At 62.5% G+C, this 18,473-nt stretch carries 20 protein-coding genes; 12 read left to right on the top strand and 8 right to left on the bottom strand.

The features are described from left to right. Positions 1–11: 11 nt before the first annotated feature. The 7 genes from CFU_RS08785 to CFU_RS08810 all read right to left on the bottom strand — a co-directional run bounded on the left by CFU_RS08785 (position 12) and on the right by CFU_RS08810 (position 5,690). Positions 12–407, bottom strand: coding sequence for a DUF2946 domain-containing protein (locus CFU_RS08785; RefSeq protein WP_081466440.1), 396 nt, complete (start codon positions 405–407; stop codon positions 12–14). Between the two features lie 129 nt (positions 408–536). Further along, positions 537–1,451 (bottom strand): DUF6999 family protein, encoded by a 915-nt coding sequence (locus CFU_RS08790; protein ID WP_014005685.1) that lies wholly within the window; start codon positions 1,449–1,451, stop codon positions 537–539. 16 nt (positions 1,452–1,467) lie between these two features. Continuing rightward, positions 1,468–3,348: a StlD/DarB family beta-ketosynthase gene (locus CFU_RS08795; protein ID WP_014005686.1), complete on the bottom strand. Its 1,881-nt coding sequence runs from the start codon at positions 3,346–3,348 to the stop codon at positions 1,468–1,470. After that, positions 3,338–4,213 (bottom strand): fatty acid desaturase, encoded by an 876-nt coding sequence (locus CFU_RS08800; RefSeq protein ID WP_050808523.1) that lies wholly within the window; start codon positions 4,211–4,213, stop codon positions 3,338–3,340. The genes CFU_RS08795 and CFU_RS08800 overlap by 11 nt, the downstream gene beginning before the upstream one ends. After that, on the bottom strand, positions 4,203–4,982 hold the full coding sequence (locus CFU_RS08805; protein WP_050808524.1) for a sterol desaturase family protein: 780 nt from the start codon (positions 4,980–4,982) through the stop codon (positions 4,203–4,205). Before CFU_RS08805 ends, CFU_RS08800 begins: the two co-directional genes overlap by 11 nt. Before the next feature lie 16 nt (positions 4,983–4,998). After that, a complete protein-coding gene (locus CFU_RS24405; RefSeq protein ID WP_148264792.1) occupies positions 4,999–5,364 on the bottom strand; it encodes a hypothetical protein in 366 nt (121 codons plus the stop codon). Beyond that, the gene (locus CFU_RS08810; RefSeq protein WP_041741585.1) at positions 5,361–5,690 is read right to left on the bottom strand and encodes a hypothetical protein; all 330 of its coding nucleotides are present in this window, start codon (positions 5,688–5,690) and stop codon (positions 5,361–5,363) included. Before CFU_RS08810 ends, CFU_RS24405 begins: the two co-directional genes overlap by 4 nt. Here CFU_RS08810 and CFU_RS08815 point away from each other — a divergent pair. Continuing rightward, a complete protein-coding gene (locus CFU_RS08815) occupies positions 5,674–7,014 on the top strand; it encodes a hypothetical protein (protein ID WP_041741586.1) in 1,341 nt (446 codons plus the stop codon). The two genes, CFU_RS08810 and CFU_RS08815, sit on opposite strands and share 17 nt — an antisense overlap. A 75-nt stretch (positions 7,015–7,089) precedes the next feature. On the opposite strand, the gene CFU_RS08820 is transcribed toward CFU_RS08815, so the two are convergent. Next, positions 7,090–7,779 carry a GntR family transcriptional regulator gene (locus tag CFU_RS08820; protein ID WP_041741587.1) on the bottom strand — a complete coding sequence of 230 codons (690 nt, stop codon included), beginning with the start codon at positions 7,777–7,779 and terminating at the stop codon, positions 7,090–7,092. 208 nt (positions 7,780–7,987) lie between these two features. Here CFU_RS08820 and dctP point away from each other — a divergent pair, with 208 nt between their 5' ends. The 11 genes from dctP to CFU_RS08875 all read left to right on the top strand — a co-directional run bounded on the left by dctP (position 7,988) and on the right by CFU_RS08875 (position 18,341). Further along, positions 7,988–9,001 carry a TRAP transporter substrate-binding protein DctP gene (dctP, locus tag CFU_RS08825; protein WP_041741589.1) on the top strand — a complete coding sequence of 338 codons (1,014 nt, stop codon included), beginning with the start codon at positions 7,988–7,990 and terminating at the stop codon, positions 8,999–9,001. Further along, positions 8,998–9,591 (top strand): TRAP transporter small permease, encoded by a 594-nt coding sequence (locus CFU_RS08830; RefSeq protein WP_014005692.1) that lies wholly within the window; start codon positions 8,998–9,000, stop codon positions 9,589–9,591. The genes dctP and CFU_RS08830 overlap by 4 nt, the downstream gene beginning before the upstream one ends. Next, entirely contained in the window at positions 9,591–10,940 is a 1,350-nt protein-coding gene (locus CFU_RS08835; RefSeq protein WP_014005693.1) for a TRAP transporter large permease, read from the top strand. Before CFU_RS08830 ends, CFU_RS08835 begins: the two co-directional genes overlap by 1 nt. Next, entirely contained in the window at positions 10,940–12,601 is a 1,662-nt protein-coding gene (mdcA, locus tag CFU_RS08840; protein WP_014005694.1) for a malonate decarboxylase subunit alpha, read from the top strand. The genes CFU_RS08835 and mdcA overlap by 1 nt, the downstream gene beginning before the upstream one ends. A 45-nt stretch (positions 12,602–12,646) precedes the next feature. Beyond that, positions 12,647–12,961, top strand: a complete 315-nt coding sequence (mdcC, locus tag CFU_RS08845) for a malonate decarboxylase acyl carrier protein (RefSeq protein WP_041741590.1) — start codon at positions 12,647–12,649, stop codon at positions 12,959–12,961. Next, positions 12,958–13,863 (top strand): biotin-independent malonate decarboxylase subunit beta, encoded by a 906-nt coding sequence (locus tag CFU_RS08850; protein WP_014005696.1) that lies wholly within the window; start codon positions 12,958–12,960, stop codon positions 13,861–13,863. Before mdcC ends, CFU_RS08850 begins: the two co-directional genes overlap by 4 nt. A gap of 8 nt (positions 13,864–13,871) precedes the next feature. Continuing rightward, the gene (locus tag CFU_RS08855) at positions 13,872–14,582 is read left to right on the top strand and encodes a biotin-independent malonate decarboxylase subunit gamma (RefSeq protein WP_041741592.1); all 711 of its coding nucleotides are present in this window, start codon (positions 13,872–13,874) and stop codon (positions 14,580–14,582) included. Then, positions 14,566–15,231 carry a malonate decarboxylase holo-[acyl-carrier-protein] synthase gene (gene mdcG / locus CFU_RS08860; RefSeq protein WP_014005698.1) on the top strand — a complete coding sequence of 222 codons (666 nt, stop codon included), beginning with the start codon at positions 14,566–14,568 and terminating at the stop codon, positions 15,229–15,231. Before CFU_RS08855 ends, mdcG begins: the two co-directional genes overlap by 17 nt. Continuing rightward, positions 15,228–16,151 carry a triphosphoribosyl-dephospho-CoA synthase MdcB gene (gene mdcB / locus CFU_RS08865; protein ID WP_014005699.1) on the top strand — a complete coding sequence of 308 codons (924 nt, stop codon included), beginning with the start codon at positions 15,228–15,230 and terminating at the stop codon, positions 16,149–16,151. Before mdcG ends, mdcB begins: the two co-directional genes overlap by 4 nt. A 90-nt stretch (positions 16,152–16,241) precedes the next feature. Beyond that, a complete protein-coding gene (locus tag CFU_RS08870; RefSeq protein WP_014005700.1) occupies positions 16,242–17,378 on the top strand; it encodes an ABC transporter substrate-binding protein in 1,137 nt (378 codons plus the stop codon). A 36-nt stretch (positions 17,379–17,414) separates the two neighbouring features. Further along, positions 17,415–18,341, top strand: a complete 927-nt coding sequence (locus tag CFU_RS08875; protein ID WP_014005701.1) for an ACP S-malonyltransferase — start codon at positions 17,415–17,417, stop codon at positions 18,339–18,341. Positions 18,342–18,473: the final 132 nt, after the last annotated feature.

The following is an 18,473-nucleotide window of genomic DNA, read 5'->3' on the forward strand; positions in this document are numbered from 1 at the left end:
GGCAATGACAATCAGGAGAGAGCCGAGGGTGGATCTAGCGGATGAGTCTGCCCGCGGAACGGGCGTGGCGGGATGTAGTCGTAAAGCAGCGGGACGGCGTGGGCGACGCTGGCCGCGACGTTGGACAGCAGCCCGAAAGCAGCTGTCGGCGGCGGACTGTTGGCCAGCAAAGTACAGTAGCCACAAGCATTCCAGTGATCGGCGTGCGGCGCCGAAGATTTGCCGCTGTCGCCCGGATCTGCACTGACCAGTCCGGCCGCGGTGCAGATCTCGCCGTGTATTTCTCCGTATCGCTGTATCGCCCCCGCCGCCTTGAGCGACTGCGAAACCGTCGGCATGAGGATGCCCAGCCAGATGGCGAACAGGCAAGCCCAGACCACAAGTTTTTGACGGCGGATACGTAACATGGATGACTTACGGAGATGTAAGCATTGCGAAGACAGGATGAAACGCGCCAATTATATATGACGATGAGTGCCGTACAAAACCGTTATGCCAGATGATGTGTTTGTATTAACGACTGGCGCTGCCCGGTTTCAGGCGGGCTGCGCCGCCGGCTGATCGGCCTGCACCGCGCTGGCCGCCGCCTGCTGCGCCTGCTTCATTTCGCTCAGCAGGCAATGCAGCATCTCGCTCGACAGACCGTGCAACACCAGGCGATAGCCGGCGCCCAGGGTCGACATCGGCACCAGCGGATGCTTGTTGTTCAGCAGCAGCAAATGCTGCGGCGTGTTGAGTATGGTGGCCGCATACACCCCCATGGTTTCATCCAGCTGCAGCGAGTTGGCGGCGCGCCAGAAATCGTTATCGGTCAGGAACAGCTGGTAGACCGGGGTGAAAATCTCGATGGCGGTCTGCAGGTCGATGAAATTGAGCGCGCGCTGCGGCATGGCGTCCAGCGCCAGCGGCGGCTCGCTGATCATGCTGAAGTCGACATCCTGCACCGCTGCCAGGGTTTTGCCTTCGGCGCGCAGCTGCTGGTTGAGCCGGATCACGAAATTGAACAGGTTCAGGTCATGCTTGAGGAACAGTTCGTCCCCCAGGTCGTCTATCGTCAGCGGCTTGAGCGGAGACAGGGCGACGCTGACCGGCGCGTTGCGCTCGATGAATTCGATGATCTGGGCGCCAAGGTGGAAGTGGCGCAGGATCAGCCAGTTGGCCTCGGGCGAGACGAATCCCTTCAAGCCCCATACCAGCAGGCGGTGCAGCGTTTTCGAGGCGGACCAGCGCTTCGGCAGGATCGTCTTCAGGATCTGGATAAGGATGATCATCAGCCGCGCCAGCGGCCGCACGAACGGCAGCAGGTACTGGCGCGAGGGCGACGCCAGGTCGTGCAGCCAGGCGCTCTTGACCGGATCCGGCAGCGGCGTGCTGCCGTCCAGGTAGAGCGCCAGCCAGGGATTGGGGTCGCGCGGATCGTGTGCGCGTTGCAGGAAATCGTCGCTTTGCATGGTGTTGGCCCGGTGATTAATCTTGTATGTGTTCCAGCTGCATCAGGTACAGCTGGGCGGTGCGCTTGGCCGTGGCGTAGATGGCCTCGGCCGCCTTGGGATCCAGCGCCAGCGTGATTTCTATCGCGGCCAGCCAGCGCGCCAGGTGATGTTCGTCGTTGGCGCCATGGTATTCCAGGAAACGGAAGGCCTGCGGCGGCAACGCGACCTGCTGGCGCAGCAGCGGCAGCAGCGCCGGCACGATGCGTTGCCCGGTGCCTTCGATGATATAGATCGCGCCCAGCAGCCCGACCGGATTGGGGCTGGACGCCAGGGCGTGCAGGTAACTGTTGAGCGCCTCGCCGCCCGGATTGCGCTTGAGCGCAGCGAGCGGCAGTTCGCCGCCGGCGGCCTGGTAATCCTGATACAGGATCATGAAATCGTTCTGCTCTTCGCCGGCATGGGTGGTGATCAGCTGGCCGAGCGCGGCAAATTTGCCGTTGAGCGAGGCGACCGCTTCACGCATCCACAAACTGCCTTCCTTCACCTGCGGCACCCATTGCGCGGTCCAGTTGCGGTAGGCGGCGACGTCGAAACGGCCGCTGACCAGGCGATGGATCACCGGGGTGCGCCAGGCTTGCGAACGGTAGTCTTGCCACAGGCTGGCCAGGCGAGTCAGCAGCGGCTGCAGCGGCAGCGGCGCATCTTCAGGCTGGTGCGGCGCCGCTATCGCCGGCGTCGATGCAGCGGTGGCGCTGCTGGTTGTTGCCGCTGGCTGGTTGGATTCAGGCGCGTTCGCATCCTCTACCTCAAACAGCATGTAGGCGGCAGTGATGCGGCCCGATTCCGGAATGAAGCAGAAAATCTTTTCGCCGGCGCGCAGCGTTTTTTTCTGCAGGAACTCGGCCAGCATGATGAAAATCGATGCGGCGCCGGTATTGCCGCGGCTAGCCAGGTTGCTGTACCAGCGCTCGGCCGGGATCGTCAATCCCGCTTTGGCCAGCAGCTCTTCAACCACCGGCATGAATTTGGCGGAAGAGTAGTGGCACAGGAAATGGTCGACCTCTTCGGACTTGATCCATCCGGCTTCCACCAGCTTGACATATTCATGGATGCAGACGTCGAACAGGTGCGGCAGCAGGCGGATGTCCTGGCGCAGCGACAGCGCGCCGGCCGCCTCGGCTTCGCTCGAGGAGGCAAAGTCCAGGAACGATTTGCTGCGGTCTTCCGTCAGGCCGAGCTGCATGCAGACCGGGTAGTCGCCGGAAAAGCTTTTCTGGTGCACCCATTTGAGCTTGATGCGCAGGCCGTTGCGCGGCTGCGGCTGGCGGCTGAACAGCATTGCGCCGGCGCCGTCGGACAGCATCCAGCGCAAGAAATGGGCGTCGAAATCGCTTTGGTAGCCGCGCGGCGCAAAGCGGCTGCGCTTGAACATGCGCGACGGCATTTCGGCGGCGACGGCCAGCGCCTGGCGGTGAGTGCCAAGTTCTATCGCCTGTGCGGCAAACTCTATCGCGCTGACGCCGGCCGCGCACACACCCTGGCTGGACAGGGTCTGCATGGGCGGCGCGCCCAGTTCGCCCTGGATCATGTTGGCAAAACCGGGCATCAGGGCGTCGCCGCCGGAAGAGCCGACGCTCAGCAAGGAAATCTGCTCGAGCGTGGTCTCGGTCTGCCGCAGGCAGTCGCGGATGGCGCTGGCCGCCAGCTGGGCGTGGTTTTGCACGGTATTGCCTTCGGCATCGATGGCATAGTGCCGTGTCTGTATACCGTTCTCCGCCAGGATGCGTTGCTTGATGCGGCTCGAGATCCGGTTGATGGGAGCGATGTAATGATCCATCTCGTCGTTGCCGACAGGCTCCCCGGGCAGGTGCAATCCTGCGGCGGCGAGATACACGCGATTGAACTCAGTTGGCATTCTTTTTCCCTGGCGACATAAGGCTGCGGCTGGAGCGGCGCGGCCACAGCAGACTCAAAATGAAAGTACGAAACATGTAAGGCAGCAGCGGCCCCGGATTCAGTTGCGGATGCAGCAGGTGGCGATAACGCTGGTGCAGGCCGGGCAATTGCGTCCAGTGCGCGCGCGGATGATGGTGGTGCGCCGTATGAAAGCCGATATTGAACAACAGCTGATTGACCAGGCCTTCGAAATTGCGGGCGAAATCGACCGGCGAGCCGCCGTCTGCATGGGCATGCTGCAGGTAATTGGTGGCCAGCAGCCAGTGCAAGCCGTGCAGCTGCGGCAGCAGCACCAGCAGCAGGAATTTATGCCAGTCGAGCCAGCCCAGCAGCATCCAGAGCAGGCCTACTGCGAGGTATTGGCGCAGGAAATAATTCAATACGCCGGCATGGCGCCGCTGCATGCGGATCAGCCAGCGCCATATCAAGGGGTACAGGACAACCGTCGCTTGCAACGGGTGCAGCAGGTAACCGAGCAGATGGTTGGTGTCGCCGCCGAAACGATAGGTGCGCGCCACGTCCAGCGGACCGTGGCGGTAGCGGTGATGGTTGCCGTTGTGGGCCGGATAGAATACGAAAGCAGGGTGGCCCTGCAACAGCGTGAGCCAGAAATCGGTGAGGCGATTGAGCCACCGCTTGTTCCACATGCGCAAATGGGCGTGGTTGTGATGGATGACTCCTGTGCCCAAGGTCAGGAATAGCAGCACGCCGTACAGCAGCCCATTCAGCAGCGACAGGTAAGGGTGACGCCACAGGTAGGCGACCAGCAGCGGCAAGGCAAGGATATAGGCCAGGCTTTGCCAGTCGCGCCGGTTACGCAGCATTCTGCTTCTCGTCCGCTTTTGCGCCGCGGGCAATCCTGGCTTCGGCGGCGTCGGGCGCCAGTTCGGTGGCGAACAGCCGATCCATGAACGGGAACATGAAGCCGTAGTTGCCGCGGTAGCAGGCGTGGTGCAGATGGTGGCGACGCGCGCCGTTGAGCCACCAGCGGTCGCGGTCGGCGTCGGGCAGGTAATCGTAGTTGGAGTGCCCGATATTGTTGAATACGATGCTGAAGACTGGCACGAAGGCCAGCGAATAGATGCTGAAATCGTGCAGCAGCATGGGCAGCAGAAGTACATTGCCCAGCATCATGGCTTCCAGCGGCGTGAAGCTGTAGCAGGTCCAGGGCGTGGTGACGACAGAGCGGTGGTGCGGCAAGTGGAAGCGCTTCAGCCAGGAGACATGCAGCAACCTGTGGCTGAGGTAAAAATGCACTTCATTCCATACCACCATGAACAGGATTTCTAATGCAATCTGCCAGCCGGATGCCTGTTCGGCCAGTTTCGCCCAGCCGAGCTGCAGCAAGCCCCAGGGGAACACCATGCCGGTGCCGAACAAAAAGATGGTGACGGCGGATTCGCCCAGTTCGCGCCGCAGCTGCTGCGGCGCCAGCGGCCGCGGATCAAGCACGCGGCCATAACCGAAGGCGGGCAGGATGCGGCGGCTGAGCAGCCAGTTGAGGCCGCCGAAGACAAAATACAGGCAGGCGAAAAATGCTATGCCAACGCCCATGATGGTGTACCACTGGCAAGTCAGGATGAAATCGCGCATGAGATTGGGGCTGGCTTTAGGAGCCGGTTCTTTTAATGATTGTCGCGAACGTATGTTGTCTCGACGCAACCCTGAATTTCGCGATGATAGCATGTTGCCAACGGCGCGCAGAGGGTGCGGGAACAATAAATATCACTGCAGCGCCGCCGCCAATTGACTGGCCGCCGAACAGAGGTGACCGCAGGGAGATGATGCCAGGCTGACCAAGAATGTCACCTGCCTGACCGGGTTGGTCAGCATCGCAACGTGCGTCATGCGCAAAATATCTTTCCAGTCCGTCCGGCAACCATTGTGCGCGCGCGTAACGCACTGTTTCCCTGTTTTGCCGTGACGTGGTGGCACGATGTTTGCGATACATCGGCAAATCCGTGGGCAGGCTCATTCCGAAGCCTGCAGTACGGCGTGGACAACGGTCCGTGCATCTACTGCAAAGATTAAAACAATGCCCTCAAAAACGCTTTCTCCGGCGTCGTCCCGCCGGATTCGTCCGCTCGCGCTGCCCTTGCTGCTTTCCTTGCCTCTGCTGCTTGCCGCCTGCGGCGGCGGTGGCGGCTCATCCGATTCATCTGCCAGTCCGAGCGCCCCTTCGACTGCCGCGCCGGCCACGCCTCCTGGCGCACCGGCGACCACGCCGCCCGTCAGCACAACACCGGCAACACCGCCAGCTTCGGTGCCGGTCGCGGATTTTAGTGTGACAACGAAAGTCATCGCTACCGGCGCAACGGGCAAGGTCTTCGGTCTCAAGGCCAATTTTTTCAATGACGGCCTGGTCCCGGCAAGCCCGATGTCCAACTACGGCTTTCCCAACCCGGTTATTCCGGTGGTCAATGCAGATGGCAGCCTGGATGTGGCCTGGCTCGATTACACTGGCGCGACCCAGTCGGGGGTGTCCGGTCTGGCCGCGCCTGGCACGATCAGCATCACCCATGTCAATCCTGACCTGAGCGCCGGCGCCACAACGGCGACCAGCCTGCGCTCATACAAGCTGCTAGGCTTCACCAAGGATGCCAGCGGCGCCTTCTATGTAGCCTATAACGTCGACCATCCGTACCGGAATGCGGTCGCGGGCGACGTCAACAACGTCAATGGCAACGAACTGCATATCGCCAAGGCGTCCAGCGCCAGTTTTGCAGCGAAGGCCTGGGATACCCTGGTGTTCGGCAACCAGGACAACAGCAAGGACAAGAGCAAGGGCAATCCTGGCACGGCAGGCGGCGGTGTCTTGAGTTATGACGCAGTGAACCAGAAGCTGGTGCTGTATGTGGCGCACCAGATGGCCTGGGGCGATAACGGCACGCGCCACCAGGCCGGCTATTTCCGCTACTTCGATGGCGTTACCGGAAACGTCGTGACGCCTGCCGGCAATGCGATGAACATGGGATCGGCCTGGTTCTATTCGCACAATTTCAACCAGCGCCTGCTGATCGACAACGGCATCGCCTACACGCTGGCGCATGGCGACGCCTACCCGCGTCAGCTGGGGTTTTCGGCGCGCACGCTGGCCGGCTATCTTGGCAAAGACAGCACCGTTTTCGATAAGCCTTACCAGGCCATCGACGGCGCCGAGGGCGACAACACCACCAACGCCGAGACCGGCCAGTTCATCAAGCTGGGCAGCGGCGATTTTGCGATGGTCCATGCGACATCGCAAGGCCGTGCGGCGCGCGACGTGCGGATCAGCCTGGTCAGCGGCGCCGACGGCAGCGTGCGTTCCAGCGCCTGGCTGACCAGCAATGCCGCCAACACGCAAGCCATCATGCCTAAGCTGGAAGCGTACGGCAGCGGCTTTGTGGTGTCCTACGGCCTGTGGAATTCAAGCAGTCGCACCAACCGCGCGATCGAGTGGCATTTCATGCAGCTGGACGCCAGCCTGAATCCGCTGCAGCTCTCGAATCCTGTGCCCGGCATCGAATTCGTCGCCGATCTGCCGCTGCTGCGTTTCACTGGCGGCCCTAACGCCGGCCGCGTGGGCTGGGTTTCCGGCAACGACCAGGGGACCTTGAGCGTGAACCTGGTTCCGGCTGCACGCTAAGCAGAAAGCACGGGCAGGGTAGAGCAAGCCGCGCTGTCTGAACCGCTGCGGCCACGCCGTCGGCAGGCGCAGCGCTTAATTGTAGATGTGCTGCGGCTCCGGCATGGCAGTCAGCTGCTGCAATGAAGCAATCAGGTCGACAAAACGCTGCCCCTGCACCGTGACGTGCTGGCGCAGCAGGTCGGCCGCTAGTTCGCTGTCGCCGGCGATGATGGCTTGCACCACGCCGTCGTGCTCCTGGTACGACACTTTCAGGCGGTCGCGCACCCTCAGCTGCAGCCGCCGGTAAGGCCGCAGCCGGCGCTGCAGCGACTGCGCCTGGGCCGCCAGGAAGGCGTTATGGCTGCCTTCGTAGATGGCGCCATGGAACGCTTCGTTCATGTAGAAATAGGTATCGGGATCCTGCGCATCGCGCGCTTCCATGCATGCCTGGTGGGCCGCCAGCAGGCTGGCATGTTCCTCGCCGGACATCCGGCGCGCCGCTAGCCGGCCGCACATGGCTTCCAGTTCCGCCATCACCTCAAACATTTCCACCAGCTGGCGCGGGCCGATTTCGGCAACCACGGTGCCGCGCCGAGGCCGCGTCACCACGATACCCATCGAAGCCAGCTGGATCAATGCCTCCCGCACGGGCGTGCGGGAAACCCCGAACTTGATGGCCAGGTCGGTTTCATCAAGATGCTGGCCTGGACGAAACTCACCAACCGCGATCATCTCTTCGATGGTTTCGCGCAGCGATTCCGAGCGATTTTTTGTCGTGAGCATAATTTGGCCGCTTTTGGGATTATTTCTGGGATTATATGTATTCGAGATTTGATTGTAAGGCGTATTTATTCGTTGACATAAAAATGTTTTATGGAATATCGTGTATACAAGGAAATGAAAAAAGAATACATAGCATCTATCTTCAGCAATAACCGCATGAAAATTAGCTAAAACTGTATCGATAGTTTTTCCAACACAGGGAGGAGATATGTCTTTAATCAGCAGGAGGATGGTGCTGGGCGCACTCGCGAGCACACCGTTCTGGTCTATGTCGTCAGTGTGGGCGCAATCGGGCGCCTTGAAAATTTCCCACCAGTTCCCCGGCGGCACCATCAGCGAAGGCGACTTCCGCGACCGGCTGACCCGCATGTTCGCCGCTGAAGTCGGCAAGCGCAGCGGGCTTAAATTTGAAATCTATCCCGGTTCTTCGCTGATGAAGACCAATTCCCAGTTCTCTGCATTGCGTAAAGGCGCCCTGGATTTTTCCCTGGTGCCGCTCAATTACGCCGGCGGCGAAGTGCCGGAAGTGAACATCGGCCTGATGCCTGGCCTGGTGACTTCATATGAGCAGGGCGCAGCCTGGAAGAATTCGGAAGTCGGCAAGGAATTGTCGCGCATCCTGCTGGAAAAGGGCGTGATCATCGTCAGCTGGATCTGGCAGGCAGGCGGCGTGGCTTCGCGCGGCAAGCCGATCATCGATCCGTCCGACGCCAAGGGCCTGAAGGTGCGCGGCGGTTCGCGCGAGATGGACCTGATCCTGAAAGAAGCCGGCGCCGCCGTGGTGACCCTGCCTTCCAACGAAATCTATGCGGCGATGCAGACCGGCGCGATGGATGCCGCCATGACGTCGTCGACCTCGCTGATTTCCTTCCGCCTGGAAGAAGTCTCCAAGAGCCTGACCAGCGGCCGCGACAAGGCCTACTGGTACATGCTGGAGCCGCTGATGATTTCGAAGGCGACCTTCGATCGCCTGACCAAAGAGCAGCAGGTGGCGGTGATGGCGGTCGGCGCCGAGATGGAGCAGTTCGCCACCAACGCCGCCCGGCTGGACGATTCCGGCGTCGCCGCGGTGTACCAGAAGGCGGGCGCCAAGGTGGTCGACCTGAACGCCGCGACTGTCAAGAAGTGGCAGGACATCGCGCGCAACACGGCCTGGAAGGACTACGCTGCCAGGAACGACAACTGCGCCAAACTGCTGAAACTGGCTGAGAAACTGCTATGAGCCACGGCTTCGACCCGAAGCCGAACGCCGGACCCGCCTTGCCTGCCATGCCGGACAATCCGGTAGTGGCAGTCCTGGCCGGGATCCTCGAACGCTTCCATAAACTCGCCCTGTATCTTTCCATGACGGCGCTGATGCTGACCTCGCTGATCATGACGTACTCGGTGGTGGCGCGCTATTTCTTCCATGTTCCAACCGACTGGCAGGACGACGCCACGGTGTTCATGCTGGTCGGCGTGATCTTCCTTTGCGCCGGCTACGCCCAGTCGTTGCGCGGCCATATCGGCATCGAAGCCCTGTCTTCGGTGCTGCCGGCCGGCGTGAACGCGGTGCGGCTGCTGCTGGTCGACCTGGTGTCTTTCCTGTTTTGCGGATTCTTTTCCTGGAAATCGTGGACCCTGTTCCATGAAGCCTGGTCGGAAGGCCAGACCACCTCATCCACGTTTGCGCCGCCGCTGTGGATTCCCTATTCGCTGATGGCGCTGGGCATGACCGTACTCACCTTGCAGCTGCTGGCGCAAGTGCTGGCGCGCCTGACCGACCGCAATGAACCTCGCAGCAAACCTGTCAACACTGTCCCGGGAGAGTAATGAGTCCGCTTGCCTTAGGTGCCTTGTATGGCATCGTCACGATCATCGTGATGTGTTCCGGCATGCCGATAGCGTTTGCGCTCGGCGTGGTCGCAACCAGTTTCATGTACTTCTTCATGCCGGCCTCATCGCTGGATACGATCACGCAAAACGTCTACGAGGAAATCGCCTCGGTGACCCTGCTGTCGATTCCCCTGTTCATCCTGAAAGGCGCGGCCATCGGCAGGTCGCCGGCCGGGCGCGATCTGTATTCGGCGATCCATGCCTGGCTGAGCAAGGTGCCGGGCGGGCTGGGCATCGCCAACGTGTTCGCCTGCGCCCTGTTTGCGGCGATGGCCGGTTCTTCGCCTGCCACCTGTTCGGCGATCGGTTCCGCCGGCATTCCGGAAATGCGGCGGCGCGGTTATTCACCCGGATTCGCGGCAGGCATCATTGCTGCCGGCGGCACGCTGGGCATCTTGCTGCCGCCTTCGATCACCATGATCCTGTATGCGGTGGCGTCGGAACAATCGCTGGGCCGGCTGTTCCTGGCCGGCGTCGGCCCGGGGGTGCTGCTGGTGATCCTGTTCGCCGGTTATGCCGTGTACCGGGCCCGCAAGGAATACCGCCTGGCGCATGAAATTTACAGCCAGGGCGGGATCAAGTCGGCCTACCTGGATGACGAGCATTTCACCTTTGCGCAAAAGGTCGAGATGCTGCCGCGCGTGCTGCCGTTCTTGATCTTACTGATCGGCGTCATGATTGCCTTATACGGCGGCTTCGCCACGCCGTCCGAAACCGCCGGCCTGGGCGCCTTGCTGGCGATCGTGCTGATCGCGGTGGTGTACCGCATGTGGCGGCCGCGCGACCTGATGCCGTTCCTGAATTCGACCATCAAGGAATCCTGCATGCTGCTGCTGATCATCGGCATGTCCTTGCTGTATTCCTATGTCATGAGCTACCTGCACATCAGCCAGTCGGCGGCGCAATGGGTAGTCGCCTTGCACCTGTCGAAATGGCTGCTGCTGGCAGTGATCCTGCTGATGGTGATCGTGCTCGGTTTTTTCCTGCCGCCGGTATCCATCATCCTGATGACCGCGCCCATCATCTTGCCGCCGCTGCGCGAAGCAGGGTTCGACCTGATCTGGTTCGGCGTGGTGATGACGGTGGTGATGGAAATGGGGCTGATCCATCCGCCGGTCGGCCTGAACCTGTTTGTCATCAAGAACATCGCGCCCGACATCCCCTTGTCGGACGTGATCAAGGGCACGCTGCCGTTCCTGCTGCTGATGTTCCTGGCGATCATCCTGCTTTGCCTGTTTCCGGGCATCGTCACGGGTTTGCCTGATCTGCTGATGGGGGCCAGATAATGGAAAACCGGCGCTGGGACTTGCGGAACGTCAATCGCGAACAGCGCCTGCAGCGCGCCGCCAGTCTCCTTGGCGGCGCCTGCAAAGGCAAGCTGGTGGAAACGGAGCGGATTGCCGATCTGCTCTACAGCGTGCTGGAATCCGGCGATCGCGTTTGCCTGGAAGGAAACAACCAGAAGCAGGCCGATTTCCTGGCCAAGGCGCTGGCCAGGCTCGATCCGGCGCGCATCAGCGGCTTGCACATGCTGCTGTCGGTGCTGGCCTTGCCCGAGCACCTGGACGTATTTGAAAACGGCGTCGCCGAGCGCCTCGATTTTTCCTTTTCCGGGCCGCAGTCGGTGCGCCTGGCGCGGCTGGTGGCGGCCGGCAAGCTGAATATCGGCGCCATCCATACTTACCTGGAATTGTTCGGCCGCTACTTTGTCGACCTCACGCCGCGGGTGGCGCTGGTGGCGGCGCAGGCGGCGGACCGCCAGGGCAACCTGTACACCGGACCGAATACCGAGGACACGCCGGCGATTGTCGAGGCTACCGCCTTCAGCGGCGGCATCGTGATCGCCCAGGTCAACGAGATAGTCGATGTGCTGCCGCGCGTGGATATTCCCGCCGACTGGGTCAGTTTTGTGGTGCAGGCGCCGACGCCGCACTATATCGAACCGCTGTTTACCCGCGACCCGGCGCAGATTTCCGAGATCCAGGTATTGATGGCGATGATGGCGATCAAGGGCATCTATGCCGAATACGAGGTGCAGCGCCTGAACCACGGCATCGGTTTCGACACCGCCGCGATCGAACTGATCCTGCCGACCTATGCCGCATCGCTGGGCCTGAAAGGCAAGATCTGCCAGCACTGGGCGCTCAATCCGCATCCGGCGCTGATCCCGGCGATCGAGGCCGGTTTTGTCGAATCGATCCATTCCTTCGGTTCCGAACTCGGCATGGAAGATTACATACGGGCCCGCTCGGACGTGTTTTTTGTCGGCGGCGACGGCTCCATGCGCAGCAACCGCGCCTTCAGCCAGGTAGCCGGCCACTATGCCTGCGACATGTTCATCGGTTCTACCTTGCAGATTGATTTGCAGGGCAATTCATCCACCGCAACTACCGGCCGCATCGCCGGTTTCGGCGGCGCCCCCAACATGGGCGCCGATGCGCGCGGCCGGCGCCATGCCAGCCCGGCCTGGCTGAAAGCCGGACGCCAGGCGCGCGACGGCAAGAACCTGATCCCGCGCGGACAAAAGCTGGTGGTGCAGATCGTCGAAACCTTCCGCGAGCACATGCAGCCGGCTTTCGTCGAACGGCTGGACGCCTGGGAACTGGCAGAACAAGCCGACATGGCGATTCCGCCGGTGATGATCTATGGCGAGGATGTCAGCCACATCCTGACCGAAGAAGGGCTGGCCAACCTGCTGCTGTGCCGCACCGACGAGGAACGCGAACAGGCGGTGCGCGGCGTCGCCGGTTACACCCCGATCGGACTGGGGCGCGACAAGCGCATGGTGGAAAACCTGCGCGACCGCGGCATCATCCAGCGGCCGGAGGATCTCGGCATCGACCAACGGCTGGCCACGCGCGACCTGCTGGCGGCGAAAAGCATGAAAGACCTGGTGCGTGCTTCGGGCGGTTTGTACGATCCGCCGAAACGCTTCAGAAACTGGTAGCAGCAATAAGTAGCCAGAAACAATCAGAAGTGCAAGGAGCTGTTGATGGAAACCTTGAATTTTCGTTTTGAACATGGCCGGCGCCTTTTGCCGCCGCAGGCGCAGCTGTCCGGCGTGGTCAGTTCGGGCAACCTGGAAGTGCTGGTCGAAGCGGCGGCGCTGAACGGCGCCTGCGCGATTGAAATCAAGACCGCGGCGCGCGGCTTCGGCGCCATCTGGGAAGCGGTGCTGGGCGATTTCCAGCAGCGCTGGCAGCTGGCCGACGCCCGTATCGCCATCAACGACATGGGCGCCACGCCGGCGGTAGTCAGCCTGCGCCTGGACCAGGCGCTGCAAGCCATGACCGGGAGCGCGCCATGAACAGCTACCTGGAAGCGAATGCTCGTGAACGCCTGGCTGCGGTGCTCGACGCCGGCAGTTTTTACGAATTCCTGCCGCCTGCGCTGAAAATCGTCAGCCCGCACCTGGCGCAGCTGGATGCGCCGGTATCGTTCGACGACGGCGTGGCGATCGGCCAGGGACGGCTGTTCGGCGAATCTATATATGTGGCGGCGCAAGAGGGCGGTTTCATGGGTGGTGCGGTGGGCGAGGTGCATGGCGCCAAGCTCACCGGCTTGCTGCTGCGGGCAGTGCGCGAACGGCCGTTTGCCGTGGTGCTGCTGCTGGAAAGCGGCGGCGTGCGCCTGCATGAAGCCAACGCCGGCCTGATCGCGGTGTCGGAAGTGATGCGCGCCTTGCTTGAAGTGCGCGCCGCCGGCATTCCTGTAATCGTGCTGATCGGCGGTTCCAACGGCTGTTTCGGCGGCATGGGCATCGTCGCCCGTTGCGCCAATGCGATCGTGATGTCTGAAGAAGGCCGGCTGGCGATGTCGGGACCGGAAGTGATTGAAACCGCCAACGGCGTCGAAGAATTCGATTCGCGCGACCGGGCGCTGGTATGGCGCACCACCGGCGGCAAGCACCGCTACCTGCTGGGCGATTGCCAGATGCTGGTGGCCGACGACGGCGCCGCGTTCCGCCAGGCCGCCTTCGACCTGGCGCAGCAATGCCATGCCAACGCCGGTGGCATCGGCTTGACGCTGGCGGCGCTGGAAGCGGAGCAGCAGTTGCTGCAGGATCGCATCGACAGTTTTGGCCAGACGGCCGATCCGCTCGATATCTGGACCCGGCTCGGCGTGGCCGACGCCGCCCGGCTGCCGATGCTGGAAGCCGAGGCTTTTGTCGACGCCACCGCCACACTACGGCTGGGAGGATTAGGGTGAATACAAACATGGGCTGGAAAATCCTGGCGGCGACCTTGTTCCCGGATGGCCATACGGTAGTCGAACAAGATGATTTCCTGACCGGCACGGCGCAGGTGGGCGGCGACACGGTAACCGTGATCGGCACTACCGGCCATGCGGCGATCGGGGTCGAAATCGCCCTGCTGCAGGCGCAGGCGATCCTGGCCACGGTGCGTGATCATCCGCAGCGTTCCATCGTGATCCTGATCGATACCCAGGGCCAGCGCCTGCGCCATCGCGATGAAATGCTGGGCATCAACAGCTACATGGCGCAGCTGGCGAAGTGCATCGACCTGGCGCGGCGCCGGCAGCACAAGATAATCGGCCTGGTGTACGACCAGGCCTTGTCCGGCGGCTTCATCACCAGCGGCCTCATGGCCGACGGCTGCTACGCCTTGCCGGAAGCAACCATCCGTGTCATGGGGCTGGCGGCGATGGCGCGCATCACCAAGGTGCCGGAAGCCAGGCTGACCGAGCTGGCCAAGAGCAACCCGGTATTCGCGCCCGGCGCGGTCAATTACCTGCAGATGGGCGGCGTCGAAGCTATCTGGCATGCCGACCTGGCGCAGCAGCTGGTGCAGGCTCTGGATCAAGCCAACCCGCACGACCTGCGCAGCGCCGCCGGCCTGCAGCGCGGCGGCCGCAGCCAGGCCTGGACCGTAACCCAGGCTGTGATCGATCATGCCAGCCCGCCATAGCCTGGTCTGGCTGAGCGCCGACGGCTGGCAACGCGCAGCGCAGACGGCGGCGGCAGGCAACCGGGCTGCACTGGAGCGCTGGCAGTCGCACGACTGGCCGGCGGTCTTGCGCCGGCGCGAGCCAGATACCCCGGAAGAACAGCTGTGCCTGGGCTTGGCGCTGCCGCCAGACGCCAATGGCGACAAGGCCAGGATCCCGTTCCAGGCGCAGTTCGGCGATGTCCGGCGGATTACCGATCCGCTGGCATTGCGGGCGGCATTGCCGCACGCGCCGCCGGCCTGGAGCCGGGCATTGAATGCGTTTGCCGGCGACTGCCTGCACAGCGGCATAGCGATGCGCATATACGGCTCCTGGGCCTGGCAGGTCCTGACGCAGCAGAGTTACCTGACCCGGACTTCGGATATCGACCTGCTGTTTACGCCAGGCAGCACTGAAGAATTCAGGCGCGGCATCGCTTTGCTGGCGCAGCATGCGGCGCGGCTGCCGCTGGACGGCGAGGTGGTGTTTGCGGACGGCCAGGCAGTAGCCTGGAAAGAATGCTGGCAGGCGCTGCAGGGCGACGGCGGCCAGCAAGTGCTGGTCAAGGCGCGCAGCACGGTCCGGCTGGTGCCCATGGCGGCGCTGGTGTCGACGCTGGAAAGCGCATGATGCTGGGGAACCGCTCCGCGGCGATCCAGCTGCCGGCATCGCCCCAGCTGCGCCGCCAGAGCATTGTGCCGCAGCTGAGTGCACGCCAGCAACGGGCGTTTTGCCTGGCGGCAGGGCGGCTGGCTTTGCGCAGCTTGTACCGCGAATTGCAGCTTTATCCCAAACCGGGCCTGGTGTCGCTGCTGGACAGCGGCAGCCACGACGACATGGACGCGAGCACTTTCATGCGCAGCCTGTTTGCGCTGCGCCACTATTTCATACGGATCACGCAAGCCGGTATGGCCGGCAAGGAATTCGCCGTGCTGAAGCAGTTGGGCATGGACGCCGAGCAAGCCATGCTGCGCGCCACCGGCGGCGTCAATACCCATCGCGGCGCGATTTTTTGCCTTGGCCTGCTGTGCGCGGCGGCCGGTTATTGCCATGGCCGCCGCATGCCGCTGTCGGCGGCGACGATACGCGCCACGCTGCTGATACAGTGGGGCGACGCCCTGAGCCGGCACATGCACGACCGGGCCGGCGTCTCGCATGGCCGGCAGGTGGCGCAAAAATACGCGGTAAGCGGCGCCAGCGAAGAGGCTGCGCTAGGCTTCCCGTCGTTGTTCGAGAGCGCCTTGCCGCGGTTCCTGCAGACCCTGGGCGCCGCGCGCGGCTACGACGCCGCTGCCGTCGATACCTTGTTCACCCTGATGGCGACCATCAGCGACACCAATCTCTACCACCGAGGCGGGCCGGCCGGGGCCGCCAAGGTCAAAACCAGCGCCCGCCAGTTCCTGGATGCGGGCGGTTGCGCAACAGACGGCTGGCGCGAACGCGCAATTAGTTGCCATAAGGTATTTATTCGGGATAAGCTGTCGCCCGGTGGCGCCGCCGATTTATTGGCCGCGACCTATTTCCTGCATGGACTTAGCTATTTGCGGTGATCGAGAGGTTGCCGATCGGCCCTGCTGCTATTGCCCTTGTATACGCATCGTATAGACATCGATTAATCCACAATCATTTCTGGAGTACAAATGAAGAAGTTGTCTTTGGCCGTCAGCATCGGCCTGTTTGGCTTGTTTGGAGTTGGTAGCGCTAACGCAGAGCCAGGCATCACCTCGAACACCATCGTCATCGGCCAGTCGGCCGGTTTTACCGGGACTGCCGCCGAGGAAGTCAAACAGGCGACCGCGGGCGCGCAGCTGTATTTCGACATCGTCAACAAGCAAGGCGGGGTGTTCGGCCGCAAGATCGTGCTGGAATCGCTGGATGACGGCTTCGAACCCAAGCGCACCGTCGAAAATACGCGCAAGCTGCTCAATGAAAAGAATGCGTTCGCGCTGTTCCTGTATCGCGGCACGCCGACCACCGAGTCGATCCTGAGCGCCATCAATGACGCCAAGGTACCCCTGATCGCTCCGGTCAGCGGCGCCACTTCCTTGCATGAACCTATGCAGCGCTACCTGTTCAATGTACGCTCCAAGTATCGCGATGAAGTCGGCACCGCGATCGAGCAGTTGTCGGGCATGGGCCTGCAGCGGTATGCGGTGCTGGTGTCCAACGATTCGTTCGGCAATGATGCGCTGGAAGGCTTGAAGCAGGCCATCAAGAAGTACAAGCTGCCGGAACCGGTGATCGCCAATTACGAGCGCAATACGGTCGCGGTGGAAGGCGCCGTGAAAAAGATTTTCGACGCCAAGCCGCAAGCCGTGCTGCTGATCTGCACCGCCAAGCCATGCGCCGCTTTCATCAAGGAATATCGCCTGGCGGGCGGCCAGCAGCAATTGATCGCGCTGTCGAATGTCAGTTCGCAAGTGTTCCTGCAAAGCTTGGGCAAGGATGCGCGCGGCCTCGGCATGACCCAGGTGTTTCCGAATCCGAGAAGTTCCAGCACGCAGATTTCCAAGGAATTCGCGACCGCGCTCAAGAACCGCAGTGAATTGTCCGATTCCTACCCGACGCTGGAAGGCTTCATTTCCGCCAAGGTGCTGGTGGAAGGCTTGCGCCGCGCCGGCAACAAGCCGACCCGCGAAAGCCTGGTGAGCAGCCTGGAAAGCATGGGCGGCTACGATGTGGGCGGGATGGCGTTGAAATACGGTCCGGGCAGCCGCGACGGCCTCAACTTCATTGAATTGACGGTGATCGGCAAGGATGGTTACGTACTGCGTTAAGAAACTCCGGCAAATCGGGCCGGGTCAGGGCCAGGCATGAACCTGCGCCTGGCGATCCTGTGCCCGGGCCAGGGCGGGCAGCATGCCGGCATGTTCGACTTGCCGCGCACCGATCCGGGCACGGCAGGGCTGCTGCAGCAATGGCTGTCCGCTGCTGTGCCGGGACAGCCGCTGGAGCAGGTCCTGGCTGATGAAGAATTGTTATTTTCAAACCGGCTGGCGCAGCCGCTGATCGTGGCGGCGAGCGCCGCTGCCTGGTCGGCATTGCAACCCTTGCTGCCGGTTCCGGCGCTGGTGGCCGGATACAGCATAGGCGAGCTCACGGCCTACCATGTCGCCGGCGCCCTTTCGGCGCCGCAGGCGATCCGGCTGGCGACGTCGCGCGCGGCGCTGATGGACGCCTGCCTGCAGGCCGCCGCGCCGCAGCTCTTGTGCGCGGTGAGCGGCATTGCCGTCAGCACCCTGAGCATCTTGCTGGAATCCGAACATTTATATCTTGCGATAGAAACCGGCGCCGACAGCTGCATCGTCGGCGGCCTTGCCCATGACATGCAGCGGGCGACAGGAGCAATCGAAAGCCTGGGCGGCAAGCTCCGCCTGCTGCCGGTGACGGTGGCTTCCCACACGCCATTGATGGACGGCGCCGTGCAGCCGTTTGCGCAGCAGCTGCAGCAGCAGTTTTCCGTGGACCCGCCGATGCCGGTGCTGTCGGGGTTAAGTGGGCAAGCGTTGACCAGAAAAGAACAGGCAGTCAGCGTACTGTCCCGACAGCTGGCGCACACCATACGCTGGAGCGACTGCATGGACGCCTGCGCCGAACAGGGCGTCACGGCGGCGCTGGAGCTGGGGCCGGGGGCCGCATTGTCGCGTATGCTGCAGGAGCGGCATCCGCAAATTGCCTGCCGCTCGGTAAGCGAGTTTCGTTCGCTGCGCGGTATTGCCAGTTGGTTGCAGCGCTTGTGATCCTGGCTGCGCTCAGAATTTGTCCGCATCCGGCATCCGCCGCAGGACGAGAGCAGCCATGATGCAGGGCGCCTGGCGCGAAAGCCGCTGTTGTCCAAGCCGGGCCGGACCGAACGGTGTGGCGGCGAGCAT

Source organism: Collimonas fungivorans Ter331 (assembly GCF_000221045.1).
GTDB lineage: Bacteria > Pseudomonadota > Gammaproteobacteria > Burkholderiales > Burkholderiaceae_D > Collimonas > Collimonas fungivorans_A.